This window comes from Cellulomonas sp. NTE-D12, from assembly GCF_027923705.1.
Taxonomy (GTDB): domain Bacteria; phylum Actinomycetota; class Actinomycetes; order Actinomycetales; family Cellulomonadaceae; genus Cellulomonas.
The window spans coordinates 508,846-532,817 of the sequence record NZ_AP026442.1 but is presented as its reverse complement, the minus strand read 5'-3'; the positions used below and the strand labels follow the sequence as shown (position 1 = coordinate 532,817).

At 73.1% G+C, this 23,972-nt stretch carries 22 protein-coding genes and 1 tRNA gene; 15 read left to right on the top strand and 8 right to left on the bottom strand.

All coding sequences use genetic code 11. The features are described 5' to 3' along the window. Positions 1 to 10 precede the first annotated feature (10 nt). Genes QMF98_RS02460 through QMF98_RS02445 form a run of 4 tightly spaced genes read left to right on the top strand, consistent with a single transcriptional unit; the run spans position 11 to position 5,977 of the window. A complete protein-coding gene (locus tag QMF98_RS02460) occupies positions 11 to 2,743 on the top strand; it encodes an FAD-dependent oxidoreductase (protein ID WP_337974495.1) in 2,733 nt (910 codons plus the stop codon). Further along, positions 2,740 to 4,557, top strand: a complete 1,818-nt coding sequence (locus QMF98_RS02455; protein WP_337974494.1) for a CoB--CoM heterodisulfide reductase iron-sulfur subunit A family protein — start codon at positions 2,740 to 2,742, stop codon at positions 4,555 to 4,557. Before QMF98_RS02460 ends, QMF98_RS02455 begins: the two co-directional genes overlap by 4 nt. Continuing rightward, positions 4,554 to 4,799, top strand: a complete 246-nt coding sequence (locus QMF98_RS02450; protein WP_337974493.1) for a hypothetical protein — start codon at positions 4,554 to 4,556, stop codon at positions 4,797 to 4,799. Before QMF98_RS02455 ends, QMF98_RS02450 begins: the two co-directional genes overlap by 4 nt. Continuing rightward, positions 4,796 to 5,977 (top strand): 4Fe-4S dicluster domain-containing protein, encoded by a 1,182-nt coding sequence (locus tag QMF98_RS02445; protein WP_337974492.1) that lies wholly within the window; start codon positions 4,796 to 4,798, stop codon positions 5,975 to 5,977. Before QMF98_RS02450 ends, QMF98_RS02445 begins: the two co-directional genes overlap by 4 nt. Positions 5,978 to 6,006: 29 nt before the next feature. On the opposite strand, the gene QMF98_RS02440 is transcribed toward QMF98_RS02445, so the two are convergent. The 3 genes from QMF98_RS02440 to QMF98_RS02430 form a co-directional block, all read right to left on the bottom strand. Further along, entirely contained in the window at positions 6,007 to 6,405 is a 399-nt protein-coding gene (locus tag QMF98_RS02440; protein WP_337974491.1) for a hypothetical protein, read from the bottom strand. Then, on the bottom strand, positions 6,402 to 7,706 hold the full coding sequence (locus QMF98_RS02435; RefSeq protein WP_337974490.1) for a serine/threonine-protein kinase: 1,305 nt from the start codon (positions 7,704 to 7,706) through the stop codon (positions 6,402 to 6,404). Before QMF98_RS02435 ends, QMF98_RS02440 begins: the two co-directional genes overlap by 4 nt. A gap of 119 nt (positions 7,707 to 7,825) precedes the next feature. Further along, positions 7,826 to 8,584, bottom strand: a complete 759-nt coding sequence (locus tag QMF98_RS02430) for a DUF2202 domain-containing protein (RefSeq protein WP_337974489.1) — start codon at positions 8,582 to 8,584, stop codon at positions 7,826 to 7,828. A 169-nt stretch (positions 8,585 to 8,753) separates the two neighbouring features. Between QMF98_RS02430 and QMF98_RS02425 the strand changes: the two genes are divergently transcribed. Together QMF98_RS02425 and QMF98_RS02420 are read left to right on the top strand one after the other, a co-directional pair. Then, positions 8,754 to 9,446, top strand: a complete 693-nt coding sequence (locus QMF98_RS02425; RefSeq protein WP_337974488.1) for a response regulator transcription factor — start codon at positions 8,754 to 8,756, stop codon at positions 9,444 to 9,446. Continuing rightward, the gene (locus QMF98_RS02420) at positions 9,443 to 10,864 is read left to right on the top strand and encodes a HAMP domain-containing sensor histidine kinase (protein WP_337974487.1); all 1,422 of its coding nucleotides are present in this window, start codon (positions 9,443 to 9,445) and stop codon (positions 10,862 to 10,864) included. Before QMF98_RS02425 ends, QMF98_RS02420 begins: the two co-directional genes overlap by 4 nt. Here the strand turns inward: QMF98_RS02420 and QMF98_RS02415 are convergent. Both QMF98_RS02415 and QMF98_RS02410 read right to left on the bottom strand, forming a co-directional pair. Continuing rightward, positions 10,849 to 11,424: a hypothetical protein gene (locus QMF98_RS02415; RefSeq protein ID WP_337974486.1), complete on the bottom strand. Its 576-nt coding sequence runs from the start codon at positions 11,422 to 11,424 to the stop codon at positions 10,849 to 10,851. The genes QMF98_RS02420 and QMF98_RS02415 overlap by 16 nt on opposite strands. Positions 11,425 to 11,507: 83 nt before the next feature. Beyond that, a complete protein-coding gene (locus tag QMF98_RS02410; RefSeq protein WP_337974485.1) occupies positions 11,508 to 12,434 on the bottom strand; it encodes an alpha/beta hydrolase in 927 nt (308 codons plus the stop codon). A 66-nt stretch (positions 12,435 to 12,500) separates the two neighbouring features. Here QMF98_RS02410 and QMF98_RS02405 point away from each other — a divergent pair, with 66 nt between their 5' ends. Both QMF98_RS02405 and QMF98_RS02400 read left to right on the top strand, forming a co-directional pair. Further along, on the top strand, positions 12,501 to 12,971 hold the full coding sequence (locus tag QMF98_RS02405; RefSeq protein ID WP_337974484.1) for a MarR family winged helix-turn-helix transcriptional regulator: 471 nt from the start codon (positions 12,501 to 12,503) through the stop codon (positions 12,969 to 12,971). A 44-nt stretch (positions 12,972 to 13,015) separates the two neighbouring features. Further along, a complete protein-coding gene (locus QMF98_RS02400; RefSeq protein ID WP_337974483.1) occupies positions 13,016 to 13,936 on the top strand; it encodes a pseudouridine synthase in 921 nt (306 codons plus the stop codon). 23 nt (positions 13,937 to 13,959) lie between these two features. On the opposite strand, the gene QMF98_RS02395 is transcribed toward QMF98_RS02400, so the two are convergent. Next, complete coding sequence (locus tag QMF98_RS02395) at positions 13,960 to 14,568, bottom strand: sugar O-acetyltransferase (protein ID WP_337974482.1); 609 nt, start codon at positions 14,566 to 14,568, stop codon at positions 13,960 to 13,962. Between the two features lie 239 nt (positions 14,569 to 14,807). Here QMF98_RS02395 and QMF98_RS02390 point away from each other — a divergent pair, with 239 nt between their 5' ends. The 5 genes from QMF98_RS02390 to QMF98_RS02370 all read left to right on the top strand — a co-directional run bounded on the left by QMF98_RS02390 (position 14,808) and on the right by QMF98_RS02370 (position 20,712). Then, on the top strand, positions 14,808 to 16,094 hold the full coding sequence (locus QMF98_RS02390) for an extracellular solute-binding protein (protein ID WP_337974481.1): 1,287 nt from the start codon (positions 14,808 to 14,810) through the stop codon (positions 16,092 to 16,094). Between the two features lie 90 nt (positions 16,095 to 16,184). Further along, positions 16,185 to 17,063: a carbohydrate ABC transporter permease gene (locus tag QMF98_RS02385; protein WP_337974480.1), complete on the top strand. Its 879-nt coding sequence runs from the start codon at positions 16,185 to 16,187 to the stop codon at positions 17,061 to 17,063. Continuing rightward, a complete protein-coding gene (locus tag QMF98_RS02380; protein WP_337974479.1) occupies positions 17,050 to 17,925 on the top strand; it encodes a carbohydrate ABC transporter permease in 876 nt (291 codons plus the stop codon). The genes QMF98_RS02385 and QMF98_RS02380 overlap by 14 nt, the downstream gene beginning before the upstream one ends. A gap of 25 nt (positions 17,926 to 17,950) precedes the next feature. Further along, positions 17,951 to 19,501 (top strand): glycoside hydrolase family 5 protein, encoded by a 1,551-nt coding sequence (locus QMF98_RS02375; RefSeq protein WP_337974478.1) that lies wholly within the window; start codon positions 17,951 to 17,953, stop codon positions 19,499 to 19,501. Further along, a complete protein-coding gene (locus QMF98_RS02370) occupies positions 19,498 to 20,712 on the top strand; it encodes an ROK family transcriptional regulator (protein WP_337974477.1) in 1,215 nt (404 codons plus the stop codon). The genes QMF98_RS02375 and QMF98_RS02370 overlap by 4 nt, the downstream gene beginning before the upstream one ends. A gap of 60 nt (positions 20,713 to 20,772) precedes the next feature. On the opposite strand, the gene QMF98_RS02365 is transcribed toward QMF98_RS02370, so the two are convergent. Then, on the bottom strand, positions 20,773 to 21,774 hold the full coding sequence (locus QMF98_RS02365; RefSeq protein ID WP_337974476.1) for an adenosine deaminase: 1,002 nt from the start codon (positions 21,772 to 21,774) through the stop codon (positions 20,773 to 20,775). 145 nt (positions 21,775 to 21,919) lie between these two features. Between QMF98_RS02365 and QMF98_RS02360 the strand changes: the two genes are divergently transcribed. Both QMF98_RS02360 and QMF98_RS02355 read left to right on the top strand, forming a co-directional pair. After that, entirely contained in the window at positions 21,920 to 22,549 is a 630-nt protein-coding gene (locus tag QMF98_RS02360) for an RDD family protein (protein ID WP_337974475.1), read from the top strand. Between the two features lie 107 nt (positions 22,550 to 22,656). Next, positions 22,657 to 22,732 (top strand) — tRNA-Lys (locus QMF98_RS02355). 22 nt (positions 22,733 to 22,754) lie between these two features. Here the strand turns inward: QMF98_RS02355 and QMF98_RS02350 are convergent. Continuing rightward, entirely contained in the window at positions 22,755 to 23,861 is a 1,107-nt protein-coding gene (locus QMF98_RS02350) for a Fic family protein (RefSeq protein WP_337974474.1), read from the bottom strand. Between the last annotated feature and the right edge of the window lie 111 nt (positions 23,862 to 23,972).

The following is a 23,972-nucleotide window of genomic DNA, read 5'->3' as shown; positions in this document are numbered from 1 at the left end:
GAGCCATCGAATGGACTACGACGTCCTGGTGATCGGCAGCGGGATCGGCGGCATGGAGTCGTCGATCAAGCTCGGCGACATGGGCTACAAGGTGCTGCTCGTCGAGAAGGAGGCGAGTGTCGGCGGCCGGATGATCCTGCTGTCGAAGGTGTTTCCCACGCTCGACTGCGCGAGCTGCATCTCCGGCCCGAAGATGTCGTCGACGATCAACCACCCGAACATCACCACCAAGACGTACTCGGAGGTGAGCGGGATCCGGCGGGACGCCGACGGACGGTTCCACGCGACCGTCAAGGAGAAGCCGACGTTCGTCGACTGGGCGGCGTGCACCGGGTGCAGCGACTGCCAGACGGCGTGCACGGTGGCCGTCCCGGACGAGTTCAACTCCGGCCTGGTCGCCCGCCGCGCCGCGTACATCGCGTTCCCCCAGGCGGTGCCGAAGAAGGCCGTGCTCACGCGCGAGGGCACGTCGCCGTGCATCGGCGCGTGCCCGGCCGGCATCAAGGCGCACGGCTACGTCTCCCTGGTGCGCAACGGCAAGGACGAGGAGGCCTTCCAGCTGGTGCTGGACGCCACCCCGCTGGTCGGCACGCTCGGGCGGGCCTGCTACGCGCCGTGCGAGTCCGAGTGCACCCGCACCAAGCTCGAGGGCACCGTGCCGATCCGCCTGATCAAGCGGTACGCGGCCGACCAGCACTACGCGGCCCAGGGCGCGACGCCCAGCGGCCCGGCGGTCGAGGTCGAGGCGCCCAACGGGCACCGTATCGCCGTGGTCGGCTCCGGCCCCGCCGGGCTGACGGCAGCCTGGCAGCTGGCCCGCAAGGGCTACGAGGTGACGATCTTCGAGAAGCGGGCGCAGCCCGGTGGCTACCTGCGGCACGCCATCCCGGCCTACCGGCTGCCGCACGACGTGGTCGACGCCGACATCGCCAACCTCACGTCGCTCGGCGTGCGGATCGTCTGCGACGCCGACGTCGACGACCTCGTCGCGCTGAAGGAGCGCGAGGGGGTCGACGCGGTGATCGTCGCCACCGGGACGCAGGCCGCCACGCCGATGAACATCCCCAACGAGGACGTGCGCGGGTCCGTCAACGGCCTGGACTTCCTCGCCGACGTGGCGAACGGGGCGGCACCGGACCTGACCGGCAAGCGCGTGGTGATCGTCGGCGGCGGGAACGTCGCGATGGACGCCGCCCGCGTCAGCCTGCGGCTCGGCGCCGCGGAGGCCAAGGTCGTCTACCGCCGGACGCGCGCGGAGATGCCGGCGCACCACGTGGAGTCGGAGGACGCCGAGGCCGAGGGCGCCGTCTTCGAGCTCCTGGTCAGCCCGCTCGAGGTGATCGCCACCGACGGCGCCGTCACCGGCCTGCGGCTGCAGAAGATGCAGCTCGGCGAGCCGGACGCCTCCGGGCGCCGCAGCCCCGAGCCGATCCCCGGCGCCGAGACCACCGTGCCGTGCGACCTGGTGATCTCGACGATCGGCATGAGCCCGGACTCCTCGCTGTACGAGGAGCTGGTCGGCGTCAGCCGGTCCCGCCGGATCAAGGTGAACCCCCGCACGCTGCAGAGCAAGCTGCCCTACGTCTTCGCGGCGGGCGACGTCACCACCGGCGCCACCGACATCACCACGGCGATCGGCGCGGGCCGCCGCGTGGCGCACATGGTGGACCGCTGGGTCACCGGGCAGCCGTTGGACGGGTTCACGGCGCTGGACGACCGGCTCCCCACCGTGGGCTCCGACCAGGTGCTCTCCCGCCAGTCCGCCTACGGCCACCGCAACCCGATCAAGCCCGACGTCGACCTGGTCCCCCGTCCCCGCGACTTCCACGAGGTCGAGGCGCCGTTGACCCAGGCGCAGGCGCGGTCCGGCGCGGGAAGCTGCCTGGACTGCGGCGTCTGCTCGGAGTGCCAGGAGTGCGTGCACGCCTGCCCGGCGGACGCGATCCGGATGGACCAGCGGGAGAAGGTCTCCGAGGTGACCGTCGGCGCGGTGGTCGTCTCCACCGGCTACAAGCTGTTCGCGGCCGACGCCAAGCCGGAGTACGGCTGGGGCCGGTACGCCAACGTGATCACCGGCATGCAGATGGACCGCCTGCTGGCGCCGACCCGCCCGTACAACACGGTGCTGCGGCCCGGCGACGGGAAGGTGCCCGAGCGGATCGCGTACATCTCGTGCACCGGGTCGCGCGACAAGCAGGTCGGCAACCCGCTGTGCTCGAAGGTCTGCTGCATGTACTCGATCAAGCAGAACCAGCTGATCATGGGCGCCCTGCCGCTGGCCGACGTGACCATGCACTACATGGACATGCGGGCCGCCGGGAAGCGGTACGACGAGTTCTACGAGCAGGCCAAGGACATGGGCGCGCAGTACATCCGCGGCCGGGTCTCGAAGATCACCGAGAAGCCCAACGGCGACCTGGTGCTGCGCTACGAGGACACGGAGGGCACCGGCGAGATCGTCGAGGCCGAGTACGACCTCGTCGTGCTGGCCGTGGGCATCCAGCCCAACCGCGACGTCGAGCGCCTGTTCACCGACCAGCCGCTCGGGCTCGACGAGTACTTCTACGTCGCCGAGCCGAGCGACGAGCTGGACCCCGGCCAGACCGACATCCCGGGGGTCTTCGTCGCCGGCACCGCGTCCGGCGCGAAGGACATCGTCGACTCGATCGTGCACGCCGGCGCGGCCGTCGCCCAGGTCGCGGCCCATCTCGAGCACGTCAAGGCCGCGGAGGTGCTGGCATGACGCAGACCCTGGACCCGGCGGCCGACCGCGGGACGACGCCCGAGGCGACCGGCACACCCGCCGCGCAGGAGCCCGGCACCGCCCGGCGCCGCATCGGCGTGTACATCTGCCACTGCGGCGGCAACATCTCCGACTACGTCGACGTGGCCAAGGTGCGCGACGCCCTCGCGGACGACCCGGAGGTCGTCGTCGCCGAGACGACTCTGTTCGCCTGTGCGGACGGCCAGCAGCACGAGATGGTGCACGACATCGAGACGGAGCACCTCGACGGCCTGGTCGTCGCGTCCTGCTCGCCCAAGCTGCACCAGGTGACGTTCCGCGGCGTCTCCAAGCGCGCCAACCTCAACCCGTACGCGTACACCCAGGTGAACATCCGCGAGCAGGACTCGTGGGCGCACACCGACGACCACGAGGGCGCCACCGCCAAGGCGATCGGCCTGGTCAAGGCTGGGATCGCCAAGACGCGACTGTCCGTCCCGCTGGAGCCGCTTCGGGTCGACACCGTGCCGGCGACCATGGTGGTCGGCGGCGGCGTCACCGGGCTGCGGGCGGCGATCGGGCTGGCGGACATCGGCATCGCGGTCACCGTGGTGGAGCGCGAGCCGCAGGTGGGCGGCTGGCTGGGCCGGCTGGGCCCGATGTTCCCGCACGACCGCAGCGGCCGCGAGCAGATCGCCCAGCTGCTGAGCGAGATCGAGAAGCGGCCGACCATCACCGTGCTGACCGACGCCGAGCTGGTGGGCAAGTCCGGCACGTTCGGCAACTACACGGCCAAGGTCCACATCCGCAGCGGCGGGGCCGACGAGCTGCGCACGCTGCAGGTCGGCACCTTCGTGATCGCCACCGGTGCGGACGTCTACTCCCCCGAGGTCGGCGAGCTCGGCTACGGGATCGACGGCGTGGTCACGCTCGGCGAGTTCGGCACGCTGGTCGACGCCGCCAAGGGCGGAGGCGTCCTCACCTGGTCCGGCCGGCCGGTCCGGTCCATCGCGTACGTCTACTGCGTCGGCAACCGGCAGGCGGACGGCAACGCGTACTGCTCGAAGTTCTGCTGCACGGCGACGATCCACGCCTCGATCAAGGTCGCGGACATCGACCCGACCATCAGGCAGTACCACCTGCACCGCGACGTACGGGCCTACGGCAGGTTCGAGCTGCTGTACACCGAGTCCCGCGAGCGCGGCTCCGTGTACCTGCGCTACCCGGACGACGAGCTCCCGAGCGTGGAGCAGACCGCCGACAAGCGGCTGGCGGTGACGGTCACCGACAAGCTGACCGCCGGTGCACGGCTGACCATCCCGGCCGACCTCGTGGTGCTGGTCACCGGCATGGTGCCCGCGCAGAACACCGAGCTGTCGACGCTGCTGAAGCTGCCCGTGGGCGACGACGGCTTCTACAACGAGATCCACCCCAAGCTGCGCCCGGTGGAGACCGTGGTGGACGGCGTGATGATCGCCGGCGCCTGCCAGGGGCCGAAGACGGCGACCGAGGCGGTCAGCGGTGGGCTCGCGGCCGTCACCCAGAGCGCCGGCATCCTCAAGAAGGGGTTCGCCGAGCTCGACCCGCTGGTCGCGACCGTCGACGAGGCGGCCTGCACGGGCTGCGACGCCTGCCTGACCACCTGCCCCTACGACGCGATCAGCAGCTACGTGTGCGACTCCGGCACCAAGGCGACCATCTCGGCCGCGACGTGCAAGGGCTGCGGCGGCTGCGTGCCGTTCTGCCCGGAGGACGCGATCGACCTGCTCGGGTACACCAGCGCCCAGATGCTGGCCGCGATCGACGGGCTGTCGGTGAAGGAGCCGGTGGGATGAGCCAGACGTTGAGGGACCCGCGGGAGATCATCCGCGAGGAGATGACGATGCACGGCGTGATCACGGCCGCCCTGGCGGACGGGCCGCTGACCGTGCCGCAGATCGCCGAGGCGATCAGCCGCCCGGCGGACGAGGTCGTCTTCTGGGTGATGGGGATGCGCCGCTACGGCCACCTCGTCGAGCTTGCCGACGAGGACGACGGCTACTTCCCGTACGCGCTCGCGAAGGAGGCGTCGAAGTGACGACGACCGTCGACACCGGCCTGCTGGCGGACCTGCAGAAGTTCGGCGCGGCCGACGTGACCGCCTGCTTCAGCTGCGGCAACTGCACGGCGATCTGCCCGCTGGCGGACAACGACGCGACCTTCCCGCGACGCGTGATCCGGTACGCGCAGGTCGGCATGAAGGACGACCTGCTCGGCTCCAAGGAGCTGTGGACCTGCTACCACTGCGGCCTCTGCTCCGAGTCCTGCCCCACCGAGGCGGACCCGGGCGAGTTCATGGCGACAGCCCGGCGGTACGCGGTCGCCTCGTACGACCCGACGGGGCTCGCGCGCATCCTCTACACCCGGCCGGTGCTCGGCACCGCGATCGCGGTGCTGGTCGCCGCGTTCTTCGGGACGTTCATGCTCACCGCAGGCGGCCTGGGCAACCAGGACACCACGCAGCTGGCGCTGTTCGACTTCGTCCCCGAGGGCCTGATCCATTGGACGGGCATCGCCGTCATGGTGCTGCTCGTCCTCGCTGGGGTGATCGGCATCGTGCGCATGATGCGGCAGGTCGCCCGGCGGGACGGGGAGAGCCTGGCCACCACGGTGCACGGCCGCGAGGCGTGGGGCCGCACGCTGCGCGCCGCGTGGGACTCGATCGGCGTGGAGTCCCTGGGCCAGAAGCGGTTCCGCGACGACTGCCACGACGACCAACCGGTGGAACCGCTGTACCGGCGCCGCTGGGTGCTGCACGCGCTCAGCATCTGGGGGTTCCTCGGCCTCTTCGTCGCGACGATCAGCGACTGGGGCCTGGCCCTGCTGCACGTGAAGGCGACCGGGACGCCGGTGCCGATCTGGTACCCGACCCGCCTGCTCGGCACCGTGGCCGGCCTGGCGCTGATGTACGGCGTCACCATGTTCATGGTGGGCCGGCGGCGGCGCTGGAGCGCGTCGGCGGCCACCTCCACCGGCTCGGACTGGATGCTGCTGGCCCTGCTGTGGGTCACCGGCGCCACCGGGTTCCTCATCGAGGTGGCGCTGTACCTGCCGCCCGCGCCCGCGTGGGGCTACTGGGTGTTCCTGCTGCACGTGTCGGTGGCGATGGAGCTCATGCTGCTGCTGCCGTTCACCAAGTTCGCGCACGTGATGTACCGGCCGGTGGCGCTGTTCTTCTACTCCTTGGCGAAGCAGAAGCGCGCCGCGTCCGCCTGAACCTCCGCGCGCGTGGACGTGGCGGGGCCTCAGTCCCCGCCGCCCTTGCCCTTGCCCTTGGGCTGGTGGGCCGGGGCCGGTGCCCGGGCGGGCGGCGGTGCAGAGGGGCTCGCCGCCGTGGTGGCCGGTGGCTGGACGGCGGCCGTGACGTCCGCGAGCACCGCCGCGGCCGCGCTCTCGATCGTCGCCGCGCGCGCCGCGTCGAGCGTGCCGGACTGACGTGCGGCGACCACGTCCGCGTTCAGCCGACCGGTCGCCGCGGTGGTCGCCGCCAGGTCGTGGGCGGCGGCGGCCTGCGAGACGGCGAGGGCGTCCGCCTGGAGGGCCGTCGGGCGCGGTGGCGTCGCGGAGCACGCGGCGAGGGACGGCCCGACGACGAGGAGCGCGACAGCCGCGACCACACCCCTGCGCCCCACGCGGCGGATCACGGCCGCACCGCCTGCTGGAGCCGGTTCAGGTCCTGCCCGAGCTGACCGCTGACCGTCGGGTAGGTGATGGTGCCGGCGGGCGGACGGTGGCGTGTCGTGGCCGACAGCGCCGCGATGCCGATCACCAGCAGCGCCACGATCACCGTGACCAGCAGCACCGGTCGCCGGCCGCCGAGCAGCGACCGGGCCCCCACAGGCCGCCGCGCCGTCTGCCGCTGCGACGGGCTCGCCGGCGGCCGCACCGCCGCGCGGTCGGTGCCGGCGTCGCCGCCGAGGTCGAGCCGTCGGGTGGGCGCGAGCGCCTCTGCCGACGTCACGGGCAGCACCGCCGTGCTCGACCCGGGTGCACCCGCCCGTGCGTCCGCCTCGTCCACCGCGTCGACTGGCAGCGGCAGCCGCACGGTCGCCGTCGACCCTGCGGCGTCCTCGGCGGCCAGCGCCGCCGCCACCTGCGCAGCGGTCGGCCGTTCGTCGGGCTCGAGCGCGGTCATCCGCTCCAGCACCTCGCCGATCGGCCCCGCGGCAGCGGGCAGCTCGGGCTGCCGGTGCAGCCGCGCCACCGCCGACTCCACCGCGCGACCCGGGAACACCAGCTGCCCGGTCAGGGCCTCGAGCAGCACCAGGCCCAACGCGTAGACGTCGGTCGCAGGCCCGACGGCCGCACCGCGCACCTGCTCGGGACTGAGGTAGGCGGCCGTGCCGACCAGCTGCCCGGTGGCGGTCAACCGGGTGCCGTCCTCGAGCCGCGCGATGCCGAAGTCGGCGAGCCGTGCGTCCACCGCCCCGTCCAGGTCCGCCCCCAGCAGGATGTTGCCCGGCTTGACGTCGCGATGCACCAGGCCGCGCCCGTGCACGTAGGCCAGCGCGTCGGCCACCTGCGTGCCGACCCGCCGGACGTCGTCGGTGGACAGCGGCCCCTGCTGCAGCCGCCGGTCCAGGCTCTGCCCCGTGACCAGCTCCATGACGAAGAACGGCTGGTCGCCGTCGAGGTGCGCGTCGTAGACCGTCACCAGGTGCGGGTGGCTGAGGGAGGCGAGCAGCCGCGCCTCCGCCTGCTCGCGGCGACCGTCCAGCCCTGCCCCCGTCCGGCGGAGCAGCTTCACGGCCACCTCACGGCCCAGCCGCTCGTCCCGGGCCAGCCGCACGTCGGAGGTCGCACCGTTCCCCAGCAGCGGCCCCAACCGGTACCGGCCGGCCAGCAGGGTCCCCTGCACGGCGTCGGTGCCGAGGTCGGGGCCGGCACCCGGGCCGGAGCCGACGTCGAAGCCGCCCGGCGACTCGGTCGATCGCGTCGCACGCATCGTTCGAGTATCGGCGAGGCCGTGCAGCCCGGCATCACGACCAGGTCCACGCCTCGTCCCGACGGTGGGGGCGCCTCCCCCGAAGGCGCCCCCCGTCGACCACGCGACCGTCCGCCGGCTCAGCCGCCGAACGCCGCCAGGTGTCGCTCGGACGCCGTGAGCAGGTGGCTGTAGACCAGCTGCACGTCCGGCGCCGTCACCGAGGCCTTCGCGTCGGTCAGGTCCGTGATGTCCGCCTGCTCGACGCTGCGCGCCGCGGCGTAGGCTCCATCCGTCGAGGCGGAGCCCTCGGCCAGGAGCCGGTCGTAGGTCGCCTGGACGTCGGTGGCCGAGAACCGGCCCGCGGTGTGGTCCGCGCTCGGGTCGGTCACGCCGTACCGCTCGAGCAGGATGCGGATCTGGATCAGGTGCTGGCTCTCCGCGTCGGCGACGTGCTCGAAGACCGGGGTCGTCGCGTCCGCCGCGAACGCCGTGTAGAGGTCGTGCGCCAGCAGCTCCTCCTCCGCCATCGCGGCCAGCTGCTCCTTCTGCGCGTCGGTCAGCGTGCCGCTCTCGACGCCGGTCAGGCCGGTGCCGGTGCCCTGACCGGGCCCCTGACGCATGCCCTGCCCCATGCCCTGCCCCGCACCGCGTCCGGCGCCGTAGCCGTTCGCCGCGCCGAGCCCGTTTCCCGCGCCGGGGGTGCCCTGGCCGCCACGTGCGCGCATGCCGGCGCCCGTACCGTCGCAGACGCCCGTGCCGGGGCCGGCCGTGCTGCCCGCGCTCGGGCTCGGCGCGGGTGCGTCGCCGCGCGCCGCCGCGAGCGACGGTGCGGCGATCAGCGCCGTGGCGACGACACCCGTCGTCGCGGCGATCGTCAGTCGGGTCCTGGTTCGCATGATGTGCTCCTCGATGTCCGTCGTGGTCCTTGCGTGCACCTCGAGGTTCGGCTGACGGGGTGGAGCGCGGCTGCCGCCCGTGTGGAGACGGGATGGAGTTCTGGCCGCCCGGGGCGGCTCGAGGCCCGACGGGCACCGGTGACCGGCCGCGGGCGAGAAGGATGAGGCCATGCCCACCGTGCTGGTCGTCGAGGACGAGTCGGACATCCGCGAGGTGCTGCGCCGCTACCTCGAGCGGGCCGGGTACGCGGTGCTGACCACGGGTTCCGGTGCGGAGGCGCTGCGGCTGGTCGAGACCTCCGCCGCCGACCTCGTCGTGCTCGACCTCGGCCTGCCGGACGTCGACGGCGCGGACGTGCTGCGTGAGGTCCGCTCCGGCGGCCGCACCCCGGTGCTGGTGCTCACCGCCCGCAGCGCCGTCGAGGACCGCATCCGCGGCCTGCGGCTCGGTGCCGACGACTACGTGACCAAGCCGTTCAGCCCCGCGGAGGTGGTGCTGCGGGTCGCCGCGATCCTGCAGCGGAGCGGAGGCACCCCTGAGGAGGCGGCGGCACCCACGTTCGGCGGCGGCCGGCTGCGCATCGACGAGGCTCGGCACGTCGCCCGGTTCGACGAGCGCGAGCTGGACCTGACCCCCACCGAGTGGGGCATCCTCGCGGCGCTGGCCGGTGCGCCGGGGCGGGTGTTCTCGCGGTACGAGCTGGTCAACCGGGTGCGCGGGTACGAGTACGCCGGCTACGAGCGCACCATCGACTCGCACGTGAAGAACCTGCGGCACAAGCTCGGTCCGGACGGCGGCACGGTCGTGGAGACGGTGCTCGGCGTCGGCTACCGGCTGGGGCTGCGGCGGGACGAGCGATGAGCCGCCGCGGGCGGTTCGGACGGCTCGGGCCCGTCGGCCACCGGCTGCTGCTCGCGTTCGTCCTGGTGACGGCGTTCTCGGTGGTCGTCGTGACCGGCGCCGCGCTGATCGGCGTGGGCCGCGGGCTGTCGTCGTCGCAGGACGTCACCCGGCAGGACGCCGCCACCGCCGCAGCGGCCGCCGCAGCGCGTGCCTACGCCGCCGCCGGCACGTGGTCCGGTGCGGACCTGTCCCAGGCGTCCGCCGTCGCGGAAGCCGCCGGCGCGCGGCTGTTCGTCGTCTCGGCCACCGGTGAGTCGGTGGGTCTGGGTGGGGCGGCCGGCACCGGCGGGATGCCGGGCGGCCAGGGCGGCCCCTCCGGGCAGGCGGGTCAGGGGCGCGGCGCGGCCGGACCGGTGGGCGGGACCGGTGTGTACAGCGCCGCCGTCACCGTCGACGGCGCCCAGGCCGGCACCGTCCGCCTCGTCTTCCCGGCGTCCACCCTGACCCGCGCGCGCGACGTCGCGTGGACCTGGGTCGGCGTGGCCGCCGCTGCCGCCCTGCTGCTGGCGCTCGCCGCGGGGTGGCTGGTCACCCGGCTGCTGACCGGTCCCATCGCCCTGACCACCCGCGCCGCCCGGTCCTTCGCCGCGGGTGACCGGACGGCACGCGCCGAGGTGACGGGGCCGGGCGAGCTCGCCGAGCTGGCGCAGGCGTTCAACGCGATGGCCGACGCGGTCACCCGCTCGGAGCGCGACCGCCGCAACCTGACCGCCGACGTCGCGCACGAGCTGCGCACGCCGCTCGCGGCGCTGCAGGCCGGGCTGGAGGAGCTGCGCGACGGGCTCGTCGAACCGGATGCCGCCCGCCTGGCCGGGTTGCACGACCAGGCCCTGCGCCTGGGACGCATCGTCGCCGACCTGGCGGAGCTCTCCGCTGCCGAGGCTGAGGCGGGCGTGTCCGTCGAGCGCGTCCCGGTCGACCTCGCGCGGCTGGCCGCCGACGAGGTCGCAGCGCGCGATCCGCAGCTGCGCGCCGCGGGGCTCGACGTCGAGCTGACCGTCGACGGCCCGGCGGACGTGCTCGCCGACGCCGACCGGCTGCACCAGGCGCTCGGCAACGTGCTGGCCAACGCCGCGCGCTACTGCACGTCGGGTGACCGGGTGGGTGTGCGGGTGGGGACGGCGGACGGGCACGCCGTGCTCGAGGTGGCCGACTCCGGCCCGGGCATCCCCGCGGACGAGCTGCCGCACGTGTTCGACCGGCTGTGGCGCGGCCGCGGGGCGGCGCGGGTGGCGGGGTCGGGCATCGGGCTCGCGGTGGCGCGCGAGATCGTCCTCGCGCACGGCGGGACGATCGAGGTCACGTCCGACGAGGGTGTCGGCACCACGGTGACGATCCGGGTGCCGCTGCCGCCGAGCCCTCAGCGCCTCGGGTAGGCGCGGCACAGCACCTGCCCGCGCAGCCGGACGACGAGCGCCCCGGCGGTCATCGCCACCGCCACGACGGCCAGCACCGGCTGCGCGGGGGCGAACCACCGCATGGTGCCGGCGTAGCCGAGAGCCAGCAGCGCGATCTTGTTGCACACCGGGCAGCCGACCGCGAACCACGTCAGCACTCCACCGGCCACGCCCCAGCGGCTCGGCCGGTCGGTGGCCGCCGGCCCGGCCGCCACCTGGGCCGACGTGGCGTCCTGCTGCGTCGGCGTCACCGGCACCCCGGTCTCCACGAGCGCCGCCGGCCGCACGTACGTCGCGGCGAGCATGCCGGCGAGCGCCGAGGACAGCACCCACGTGACGTAGCTCCACGTCTGGGGCGGCACCTCCCGGCCGAACACCGGGTTGGGGATCAGCACGGTCGGGATGCCGAGCAGCACGGCGAAGGCCAGCGTGAGCAGCACCGCGGCACCGGCCTGCCGGGGCGTCCAACCGCGGAGCGCGAGCGCGGCGGCGCGCAGCGTGCGGCGCGGCTCCGTCGTGGCGAGAACGCTGGGGATCATCGGCCCTCCGGGTAGGCGTCAGCCGACCTGGTTCGACCGACCGGACGACGATACCCCAGGGGGTATCAGCAACGGCGCACGGCTCAGTGCAACGCCCCCACCGGGCGCTCCAGGTGCTGCCGCAGGAACAGCGCCGCACGGTCCAGCGCCCGGTCGGCCTCGTCCAGCGTCCCGACGAACGCCGGGAACACGTGCGGCACGCCGGCCGTGACGTCGAGCACCACGTCGACGTCCGCGTCGAGCGCCCGCTGCGCCAGCCGCACCGAGTCGTCCAGCAGCAGCTCGTGGGTGCCCACCTGCAGCAGCATCGGCGGCAACCCGGTGAGGTCGGCGTGCACCGCCGGGGCCAGCAGCGGCTGCGCCGGATCTGCTCCCGCCAGGTACATCGGGCCGGTGCGGCCGAACGACTCCGGGGTGAAGTACGGGTCGCGGCCGTCCTTCGTCGTCATGCTCGCGCCGGAGCGGGTGTGGTCGAGCCCTGGGGAGAACGCCACGATCGCCGCCGGCATCGGCAGGCCGGCGTCGCGCGCCGCGAGGCAGGTGGTGACCGTCAGGCCACCGCCGGCGGAGTCGCCGGCGAACGCGATCGACTCCGGGGGCGTGCCGTCGTCGAGCAGGGCGCGGTACGCAGCGAGGCCGTCCTCGATCGCCGCGGGGAACGGGTGCTCGGGCGCGAGCCGGTAGTCCAGCGAGATGGCCCGGACGCCGGTGCGGAGCACGAGGTGCGCGGTCAGCGCCATGGCGGTCTGCGGCGACCCGACGACGAAGGAGCCGCCGTGGAGGTACAGGATCACGCCACCCGTCCCACCCGCGGCCCGCGCCTCCGGCTCGACGAGCACCGCCGGCACCCCGGCCAGCTCGGTGGCCGTCTGCCGCACGCCTTCCGGCACGGCGAAGGCGGCCATCATCGCGGCGAACCCGGTCCGCAGCTGGTCGACCGTCTGCGGTCCCTCGGGTGCCGGCGCGGCGCGCAGCATCACGTCCAGCGCGTCTCGTTGTGCCCTGCTCATGAACGGCTCCTCGTCTCCTCGCCAGGCCATCTGTATGCCACGGCATGCATCACTAGACTGTATGCCGTGGCAACGACATTGCCGGCCGCGGAGCTGTCCGCCCTGTTCGACGACCTGGTCCGCTGCGAGACGCGCCTGTACAACGCCCTCGGCGGGTCCCTGCGTGCCGAGCACGGGATCGTCACCTCGCAGTTCGAGCTGCTGCGTTGGCTCCGCGACCACCCGGGCTCACGCGTCGCTGACGCGGCCACGGCGTTCGCGGCCGGCGTCGGCGCGATGAGCAAGGGCACCGACCGGCTCGAGGCCCGCGGCTTGGTCTCGCGGCAGCCCAACCCCGCCGACGGACGCTCCTCGCTGATCAGCCTGACCGCGCGCGGTGCGGCTCTGGTGGCGGCGGCGGAACGCACGTTCGACGCCCGGCTCGCCGAGCTGGTCGGCACGGTGCTCGGCGCCGAGGAGGCGCGCTCCGCGGGTGCTGCGCTCGCGGTGCTGCGGCGGAGCCTGGAGGCCGCCCGCGTCGGCCTGCCGGTGGGCTAGGGCCGACCGTCGGCAGGGCCGTCCCCGGCTCCTACCATCTGCAGGTGCCACCCCGTTCGCCGCTGCCGCCTCGCCACGGGCTGGCCGCGGCCTGGCTGCGCACCGCGGACCGCGACCCCGGCCGGCAGGCGTGGCCCACCATGGGCGCCTGGCTGCGGCACAAGCTGCCGGCGCACGTCGACGTCGACGGGATGCTCGCGGCGGGTCGCTTCGTGCACCAGACCGGACACCCGGTGCGCGACGACGACCCGTACACGCCGCACACCTTCGTCTGGTTCCACCGGGACCTGCGGGACGAGCCGGAGGTGCCGGGGACCGTCCACGTGGTGCACCGCGACGAGCGGCTGGTCGTCATCGACAAGCCCCCGTTCCTCTCCTCCATCCCGCGCGGTCGGCACGTGACGCAGAGCGTCGTCGTACGCCTGCGCGCCGAGCTGGGCCTGCCGGAGCTGTCCCCCGTGCACCGCCTCGACCGGGTGACGTCGGGCCTGCTGATGCTCGCCACGGAACGTCGCTGGCGAGCGCCCTACCAGGGCGTCTTCGAGCACCGGGGCATGCGCAAGACGTACTGGGCGCTCGCGCCGCTGAACCCCGAGCTGCAGCTGCCCACGGTGGTGCGCAACCACATCCGCAAGGAACGCGGGCAGTGGCGCGCCGAGGTGGTGCCGGACGCGCCGGTGAACGCCGAGACCCTCGTCGAGCTCGAGCAGCGCACCGGCGAGCACGGCGTGTACCGCCTGACCCCCCGGACGGGCCGCACCCACCAGCTGCGCCTGCACCTGCACGGCCTCGGCATCCCGATCGTCGACGACCCGCTCTACCCGCAGGTGCGCGCCGTGGCGGTCGACGACTTCAGCCGGCCGCTGCAGCTGCTCGCCGGGGAGCTGGCGTTCACCGACCCGGTCGACGGGCGCGAGCGGCGGTTCACCAGCGTGCGGCGCCTGCCGCTGGTGGCAGGCGACTGACCGGGCTTCTGCGCCGGGGCAGGTCAGTCGGCGGCGTCGGTCAGCAGCGAGCGGACCACGCGTGCCGGGTTCCCGGCGACGACGACGTCCGGCGGCACGTCCTTGGTCACCACGGACCCCGCGCCGACGACGGACCGCGCCCCGATGGTCACCCCCGGGCACACCACGACGCTGCCGCCCAGCCACACGCCGTCCTCGATGGTGATCGGCGAGACCCGCTCCCAGCCCTGCGGCCGCAGCTCGGGGTCGAGCACGTGGGTGGGGGTGTACAGGCGCACGCTCGGGCCGATCAGCACGTCGGCGCCGATGCGGATCTCCCCGCCGCCGAGCGTCAGGAAGTCGGCGTTGACGAAGGTCCGGTCGCCGAGGTGCAGGCGGTGGCCGTAGTCGAGGTAGAACGGCGGGCGGAAGTCGACGCCCTCACCGACGGTGCCGAGCAGCTCACGGAACATCGCGGCGGCGGCCTCGCGGTCCTCGTCGTACAGGGCCGTGATCCGGCGGCACGCGCGTTGCGTGGCGGTGGTCAGGTCGCCGAGCTCGGGACCGAACCGGTAGCGGTACCAGTCGCCTGCGACCATCTTCTCGTACTCGGTGCGACCGTCCGCGAGTGCGGCCGCGAGGTCGAGCTCCACCGGATTCCCTTCGTCGACGACGCCACAGTCTCCCAGCCCGGAGGAGAGGGGCTTGCGCGGGGCTATCTCTACGCCTTAGCCTAAGTCGTGTAATAAGCCTCTCGGCGACGGTGACGACGCCGCGACGCCCGCCCGACACAGCTGTCGGCACGGCGACGCGCGACCCGGCCCGCGTCGGGCTGCTGACCGGTCCCACCCCACCCTCGGCGTGCGCTGCACCCACTGAAAGGGATCCTTCGATGGCGAACTCCTCCGTCCGGCGCGCGCTGGTGCCCGCCGGACTCGCTGCGGTACTGGCCCTCGCGGCCTGCTCGTCCGGCGGTGCGACGTCGCCGCAGGCAACCTCCGGCGGCACCGGGTCCTCCTCCGCCGCGCCGACCGGCCCGCTGACCGTGTGGGTGATGGGCGACGCGACCACCAAGTTCGACACGCTGGTCGCACCGTTCACGGCGTCCACCGGGATCAAGGTCAAGACGGTGGCGATCCCGTGGGACAGCGTCGACCAGAAGATGACCACGGCGGTCGCCTCCGGTGACGGTCCGGACGTGGTGCAGGTCGGCCTGTCCAAGCTGCGCACCTACGCCGACACCGGCGCCCTGCTGACCCTCGACGACGCGACGGTTGCCGGCCACGCGAACCTCGCCAGCTCGAACTTCCTCGACGGGGTCGCCGGCAAGGCGACCGCCGTGGGCGGCAAGGTGGTCAGCGTCCCGTGGATCGCCGACACCCGGGTGCTGTTCTACCGGTCGGACATCCTGTCCGCGGCGGGCATCAGCACGCCGCCGGCGACGTGGGACGAGCTGCGTGCCGACGCGAAGAAGCTGGCCGGTCGCGGTGCGGGCAAGTACGGCTACTACATCCCGCAGTGGGACAGCCCGCTGCCCGTGGAGATGACCTGGGACTTCGGCGGCGACATCATCGGCGCCGACGGCAAGGTCAACTTCGACACCCCGGAGTTCCGCAAGGCCGTCGACCTGTACACCGGCCTGTACGCGGACAAGAGCGTGCCGACCGCCGGTGACTTCGACCAGACGCAAGGCTTCGTCTCCGGCGCCGCGCCGATGCTCGTCTCCGGCCCGTACCTGGCCGCTGCGATCAAGGACGCCGCGCCCGACCTGGCCGGCAAGTGGTCCGTCGCGCAGCTGCCGAAGGGCACCACCAACACCTCGCTGCTCGCGGGCTCGAACATGGCCGTCTGGGCCAAGACCGCCCACAAGGACGCGGCGCTGGCGCTGCTGGACTACCTGTCCACCCCGGCCACCCAGGTGAAGTGGTTCCAGCTGAACGGCGACCTGCCGACCGCCAAGGCGGCGCTGGCCGACAGCGCGCTCACCTCCGACCCGCTCGTGTCGGTCTACGCCGCACAGCTGGCCAACGCCAAGATCGTGCCGCTGGTCCCCAACTGGGACGGCGCCACGGGCAAGGCGCTCCTCGACGCCCTCAACTCGATCGCCCTCAAGGGCACCGACAAGGAGACCGCGCTCACGGCTCTGTTCGCGGCCACCAAGGGTCAGTCGATCGGCTGAGGACGCCGCGGTGGCCCGGTGGTGGGCGCCTCCTCCACCACCGGGCCACCGTCCGTCACCCCGACGCCCCACCGAAGGGAGCTGAACCCCGTGCGACCCCGTGCGACGCCGTACGTCCTGGTCGGCCCGGCGACCCTGCTGCTGCTGGCGTTCGGCGTGCTGCCGATCCTGGTGGCGGGCGCCGTCAGCCTCACCGACCTGGACGCCGCCGGCCTCGGTGACGTGTCCCGGGTGCGGGGCGTCGGCCTGGCGAACTACGCGGAGCTGTTCGGCGACGCGGCGTTCTGGCAGGCGATGCGGAACACGGCGTTCTACGTGGCGGTCGGCGTGCCGTCGGTCGTCGTCGTCTCGCTGGTGATCGCGTTGCTGCTGAACCGGTCGCAGAGCCGGTTCTTCCGCTTCCTGCGGTCCCTGTACTTCCTGCCCGCGATCACCGGCATCGTCGCGATCGCGCTGGTGTGGGGGTACCTGTACAACACCCAGTTCGGGCTCGTGAACTACCTGCTCTCGCTCGTCGGCCTCGGCCCCGTGCCGTGGCTGTCCAGCCCGGGCCTGGTCAAGGTGTCGGTCGCCCTGGTGGCGATCTGGCGGGGCACGGGCCTGAACACCGTGATCTTCCTGGCGGCGCTGCAGGGGGTGCCCAAGGAGTACCTCGAGGCGGCCGCGCTCGACGGCGCGTCCCGGCTGCGCACCACCTGGTCGGTGGTGCTGCCGCTGCTGCGGTTCGCCATCCTCTTCGTCACGGTCACCACCGTGATCGCGTGGCTGCAGTTCTTCGACGAGGCGTTCGTGCTGACCAAGGGCGGTCCGCTGGGCGCGTCGACCTCGATCTCCCTGTTCCTGTTCCAGCAGGGCTTCGCCGGGGCGCGGTTCGGCTACGCCAGCGCCGGTTCGGTGGTGCTGTTCGTCGTCATCGCCGTCATCACGGTGCTGCAGCTGCGCGGGAGGAGGAGCGATGTCGAGTACTGAGACCCTGGCCCGCCCGGCGGTCACGCCGGCTGCCACCCCGGCCCGGCGACGGCGCCGCCGGCACCCCTGGGTCACCGGCGTGGCGCTGTCCGTCGGCGCCCTGGCCACCGCGTTCCCGTTCGCCTGGATGATCGTCTCGGCGCTCAAGCCGCGCCGGGAGTCGATGGCGTACCCGCCGCACCTGCTGCCGCAGCAGCTGACGCTGCAGTACTTCACGCAGCTGGTGCGCCAGCTCGACTTCGGCCGCTACCTGCTCAACACGCTCGCCGTGGTGCTGATCAGCATGGTCGGCCTGCTGCTGATGGCGATGGCCGGGTACGGGTTCGCCAAGTTCACGTTCCGCGGCAAGGAGCCGATCTTCTTCCTGGTCCTGACCACGATGATGATCCCGGTCCAGGTGACGATGATCCCCACCTACCTGATCCTCAACGGGCTCGGCCTGACCAACACCCTGGTCGGCATCGCCCTGCCGACGCTGGTGAGCGCGTTCGGGGTGTTCCTGTTCCGGCAGTTCATGACGACCATCCCGACGGAGGTCATCGAGGCGGCCCGGATCGACGGCGCCGGCGAGGGACGGATCTTCGCCCGCATCGTGCTGCCGATGTCCCGGCCGATCCTGGCCGTCCAGGTGGTGCTGACCTTCATCACCGGCTGGAACAGCTTCCTGTGGCCGCTGGTGATCGCCTCCGACCAGAACCTCTACACGCTGTCCGTCGGCATCGCGCTGCTGAACCAGCAGGTCGCCACCAACCCGTCGCTGCAGATGGCCGCCGCGTCGCTGATGGTCGTGCCGGTGCTCGTCGTGTTCGTCGTCTTCCAGCGCCACATCGTGCAGGGCTTCGCCCTGTCGGGCCTCAAATGAGCCGCACCAGAGCAGGAGCGCACGCGTGAGCACCATCGCAGCAGGGGGCGTCTCGACGACGACGGGGTTCGTCCACGTCGAGGACGGGCAGATCGTCGACGGCGCCGGGCGGCCGCTGCTGCTGCGCGGCGTGGCGCTGGGCGGCTGGCTGCTGCCCGAGGGCTACATGTGGCGGCTCGGCGACGGGGCGCAGTCCCCGCGGGAGATCGAGGCGCTGGTGGCGCGGCTCGTCGGGCCCGGCCCGGCCGACGAGTTCTGGGGCGCCTACCGCGACGCGTTCGTCACCGAGGTGGACATCGCGCGGATCGCCGCGAGCGGGCTGGACCACGTGCGGGTACCGATCAACTCCCGCGTGGTGCAGGACGAGTCCGGCGAGCCGATCGAGGCGGGCTACGCGCTGCTGGACCGGGTGATCAGCTGGTGCCGCACCCACGGGCTGCGCGTGCTGCTCGACCTGCACGGCGCCCCCGGCGGCCAGACGGGCACCAACATCGACGACTCCCCCCGCGGGCTGCCGGAGCTGTTCCTCGAGCGGCGCTACCGCGAGCGGACGCTCCGCCTGTGGCACGACCTCGCCTCGCGGTACGCGGACGAGCCGACGGTGCTCGGCTACGACCTGCTCAACGAGCCGCTGCCCAACGAGTGGCAGCACCAGCTGGCGGACCAGCTGGTGGCGCTGTACCGGGACCTGACGGCGACGGTGCGCGAGGTGGACCAGGTGCACCTGATCCAGTACGAGGGCACCCACTGGGCGACCAACTTCACGGCGTTCACCCAGCGCTGGGACGACAACGCGGTGCTGCACTTCCACAAGTACTGGTCGGCGCCGGACGTCGCCAGCATCGAGCCGTACCTGCGGGTGCGCGACCGGCTGGGGCTGCCGCTGTACATGGGCGAGGGCGGCGAGAACCACCTCGACTGGCTGTACACCGCGTTCCGGCTGTACGAGACGTTCGGCATCGGCTGGAACCTGTGGACGTGGAAGAAGCTGGACACGGCGACGTCCCCGGTCAGCGTGCGGCCCCCCGCGGGCTGGGACCGGTTCCTCGCGAGCGCGCAGGGACCGGCGCAGCTGACCGGCACCGAGGCGGGTGCGGTGCTCGACGAGCTGGTGCGCAACGTGCGGTTCGAGGCGGCGGACTGGCAGCCGGACGTGCTCGCGGCGGTCACCGGTGAGCGGCCCGCGGTGATGCCCGCGTGGGGGTACGGGTTCCGGGGCGCGGGCGCGTCGTACTCCGTCGCGCGGCCGAGCCGGTTCGACGTGGCGCGCGCGGACGATGCCTCAGCGCTGACCTGGACCGGCGCCGGGCCGCTGCCGGAGAACCCCTTCACGCACGACCTGGACCCCGCGGTGCGCCCCGACCGCGACCTGGGTGTGCGGCTCGCGGCCGGCGACTGGCTCGAGTTCGAGCTGACCGACCCCGCCGCCGGCACGTCGTACCGGCCCGTGCTGCTCGACGGCGGCGACGTGACCCTGGAGCCGGCGCCACGAGGGCTGCGCGCGATCGCCCGCACCGACGCGACCCTGCTGCGTATCGTCCGCACGGACGACCACACCGACGACGAGGCCCGATGACCACCGACCTGACGGGACGGCCGCGGAACGGTGGCGACCAGGCCACCGTCACCACGCTGCGCCTGCGCAACCGCTCCGCCGTGCTGCAGCACGTGATCCTCAACCGCCGCACCACCCGCGCCGACATCGCCCGCGACTGCGGCCTCTCCCCCGCGAGCGCCGCCAACCTCGTGTCCGACCTGGTGGCCGAGGGTCTGGTGCACGAGACCGGGACCGTGGCGTCCGGCGGCGGTCGCCCGATCGCCCTGATCGAGCCGCGGCCGGACGGCGCCTACAGCATCGGCGCGGACATCGGCGAGCGCGGGGTCGCCGTCGAGCTGTTCGACCTGACGATGACCCGCGTCGACCAGGAGTTCCGCGGCGGCCACGCCGAGGAGGACCCGGTGGCGATCGGCCGGGACCTGCGCGAGGCGGTGGCGGCGCTGCAGCAGCGGCACGCCGGGGAGTGGCCACGAGTGCTCGGGGTCGGGCTGGCGATGCCGGGCATCGTCGAGACGGAGGCCGGCGTGCAGACGCTCTACGCCCAGAGCCTGGGCTGGCCGCCGGTGGTGATCGACGAGCTGCTGCCGCTGGACGTGCCGGTGTTCGCCGACAACGGCGGCAAGACGCAGGCCAAGGCCGAGCAGTGGTTCGGTGCTGCCCGCGGCATCGACCACGCCGTGGTGGCCCTGCTCGGCCGCGGCGTCGGCGTCGGGCTGATCCAGGAGGGGCGGCTGCAGGCAGGCTCGCACTCCAGCGCCGGCGAGTGGGGCCACACCAAGGTGCAGCGGGGTGGCCGGCTGTGCCGGTGCGGCGGTCGTGGCTGCATCGAGGCGTACGTCGGCGCGCAGGCGATGCTCGACGCGTGGGCGCAGGCCGGCGGCGCTTTCGAGGGCACCGGCTGGCGTGCCGTCGGGCAGCTGCTCGACGCGTCGGCCGCCGGTGACGCGGCCGCCGTCGCGGTGGTCGACGACGCGATCGAGGCGCTCGCCTACGGCCTGGCCAACCTGGTCAACCTCACCAACCCCGCGCGGATCGTGGTGGGCGGCTGGGTGGGCATCCGGCTGATGGACGCGCTCGCCGGCCGCATCGAGACGGCGGTCCGGGCCAGCTCGCTCGAGCGGCCGGGCTCGCAGTTCGAGCTGCTGCCGTCCACGTTCGGCGGGGACACGGTGGCGGTCGGGGCGGCGATCCTGCCGCTCGAGGAGCTGATCCGCGAGCCGCGCCGGTAGCCGACGGCCGTCCCGCCCTGGCTCGTCGGGCGCGGCCGTGCAGCGGGTCAGGCAGCCGGGTCAGCGGGCCGCCAGCCACCCGTCGATCTCGTCCTGCAGCGCCCGCTTGCGCTCCTGCGGCAGGAAGCTGGCCTGCACCGCGTTGCGCGCGAGTCCGGCCAGGTCGTCGTCGGTCAGGCCCAGCTGCGTCGTGACCGCCGCGTAGTTGTCCTCGGCGTACCCGCCGAAGTACGCGGGGTCGTCGGAGCTGATCGTCGTCACCACGCCGGCGGCCATCAGTCGCGGGAGCGGGTGCGCGGACAGCGCCGGGACGGCGTGCAGGCGGACGTTCGACAGCGGGCACACCGTCAGCGGCACCCGTTCGGCCGCCAGACGCCGCAGCAGGTCGGCGTCCTCGACGGACCGGATGCCGTGGTCGACGCGCTCGACGCCCAGCAGGTCCAACGCTTCGCGCACGTACTCGGGACCGCCCTCCTCCCCGGCGTGCGCGACGCGGTGCAGGCCGAGCTCGCGCGCACGCTCGAAGACGGGGACGAACCTCGACGGCGGGTTGCCCACCTCGGCCGAGTCGAGGCCGATCCCGATGATCGGCGCCTCCAGGGCGACCAGCTGCTCGAGCACGTCGAGGGCCTCCTCGACGCTCCGGTCCCGCAGGAAGCAGGCGATCAGGGCGCTCGTCGTCCCCGTCTCGACTGCCCCTGCCCGGCACCCCTCGACCAGCCCGTCGACCACGTCCCGCAGCGGCACACCGCGGGCCAGGTGCGCCTGCGGGTCGAAGAAGATCTCGGCGTGCCGCACGCCGCCGGCCGCCGCGCGCCGCAGGTAGGCGCGGGTGAGCTCGGCGAAGTCGTCGGCCGTGCGCAGCACCACCAGGTTCGCGTAGTACAGGTCGAGGAAGTCCTGCAGGTCCTCGAACCGGTAGCGGGACCGCAGCGCCGCCAACGAGCCGAACGGCACGTCGATGCCGTGCCGGGCGGCCAGGTCGGCGATCAGCTCCGGCTCCAGCGTGCCCTCGATGTGCAGGTGCAGCTCCACCTTGGGCAGCGCCGCGATGCGGTCCATGGGTCCTCCTGTCCGTGGCGGTGGATCAGAGGCTGCCACGGGCGGGGGCGCGCAGGTGCGCGTGTGCGCCCTGCCTCGCGACCAGGGCGCGGACGCGCTGCCATACTCGCGCCGGATGCCCCGCCCGACGCCCCACGGAGCAGCGATGACACCGCACGACGAGCACTACCCGCCGGCACCGGCCTACCCACCCGCGCAGCCCTACCCGGCCGCCCCGCCCTACCCGCCGGCACCGGCCTACGGCACTCCGTACGGCTACCCGCCGGCGCCCTACCCCTTCGTACCGCTGCCCCCGCTGGCCACGTGGCCCTACCGCGTCGCGGCGTTCCTGGTGGACCAGGCCGTCCCCGGCCTGCTCAGCCTGGTCGGGCTCGCCATCTGGCTGCCGGGATACATCGCGTTCGTCCGGACGATGGCTGCCTCCGCCGAGCAGGGCAGGGCGACGATGCAGGCCGTGCCGATCTTCGGGACCGCCTACCTGGTGATGACGTTGCTCAGCCTCGCCGGCCTGGCGTTCTCCGTCTGGAACCGCGCCTTCCGACAGGGCCGCACCGGCCAGTCGCTGGGCAAGCAGCTGGTCGGCTTGCGCCTGCTCAACGAGCAGACGATGGCGCCGATGGGCGCCGGCATGGCGTTCGTCCGGGACCTGGCGCACTACGTCGACGGTGCCGCGATGTACGTCGGCTACCTCTGGCCGCTGTGGGACCCGAAGCGGCAGACGTTCGCCGACAAGATGTGCCGCACCGTCGTGGTGGTGGACGGCCGGCGCGGCTGACCGTCCACTCCGCGCTGCGTCGACCGAAGCGGTCACCGGGCCGCAGATAGGCTCGGACCGCGTCATCGCTGCACACCGCGGGCGTCTGAACCGCAGACGACGCATCCGGGCCTCTAGCTCAACTGGCAGAGCAGCGGACTTTTAATCCGCGGGTTGTGGGTTCGATCCCCACGGGGCCCACCAGACTCATCGGCAGGCGCGCGGACTACCCCACGACCCCGCGAAGACGGGCGTTGAGCCCGTCGAGCTCGTCCATCACGGCGGTCGCCACCCACGCACGGTCCCGTCGCGACCCGGTCAGCTCGTGCAGCACGCCCGCCTCGGTGAGCCGATTGAGCGCCTCGCCCGCCGCCTGGTTCGACACGGCGAGCCGGGCCGTCACGGTGTGGACGTCGATCGCGGGGTACTCGAGGAGGATGTCGAGCACTCTGGCGGTGGTTGAACCGGCTCGGGGCTTCACGTGGCTGCGCCACTCCTCCGGAAGCGCGGCCAACGTGTCGGCAGAGTCGCGCGCGGCTTCGGCTGCCCGTCGGGCAGCGTCGGCCAGATGGCTGACGAAGCTGAGGGCGTCCCCTTCGCGGTAGACGTTCACGGCGGCGAAGTACTCAGCGATGTCTGCGACCAGCGCGGACGCAATGGGAACGACAAGACGACGGGTGACACCGCGACGCCGCAGGACCGCGTTGATAAGGGCACGCCCGATGCGCCCGTTCCCGTCGGTGAACGGGTGGATGGACTCGAACTGCGCGTGGACCAGCGCGGCCTGAACAAGGGCGGGCATGTCATCGCGGTTCGCGAACTCGACCAGGTCCGCCATGTAGGCGTTGACCATGTCTGGCGGAGGGGGCACGTGGATCGCACCCCGGGGGGTGTAGTCAGACCCTCCGATCCAGTTCTGCACGGTGCGGGTCTTGCCCGCGTACGTCCCGTCGTTGGGGTCGCCCGCAAGAAGCGCCTTGTGCGCCGCCAGGATGGCAGCGAGCGTGATGCTGCCGGAGTCGGCGTCGGCGACCATCTGCTGGACCGCGCGCGCAGCTGCGACAGTGAGGCGCGCCGCTGCGGGCGCCTTCAGCCCGATGCTGGCCTTCGCGACGTCGTCGAGTGCGGCGTTCTCACGCTCGATCCTTGATGAGGACACCGCCTCCGAGCGGATGAGGAAGCTCCCGAAGGTCGCCAGACGGTCGCCGTACGTGGCGTCGAGCGTGGCGATCGCAACGGTGGCGCGCTCGATGACGGCGAGGGTGTCGCCCGGGACGCTCAGCGTGAGTCCCTCGATCAGCGGCGGGAGGCTGACGCTGACCTCGGCGAACATCCGGTCTTCCTTGGGCCCTCGCCTGCCAGACCGCCACGGACGCGGCTCGTGCGTGTGTGCCGGCCAGGCCGCTGCGCCGCCCTGCGCGCTCACCGTCGGTCTGCAATAACC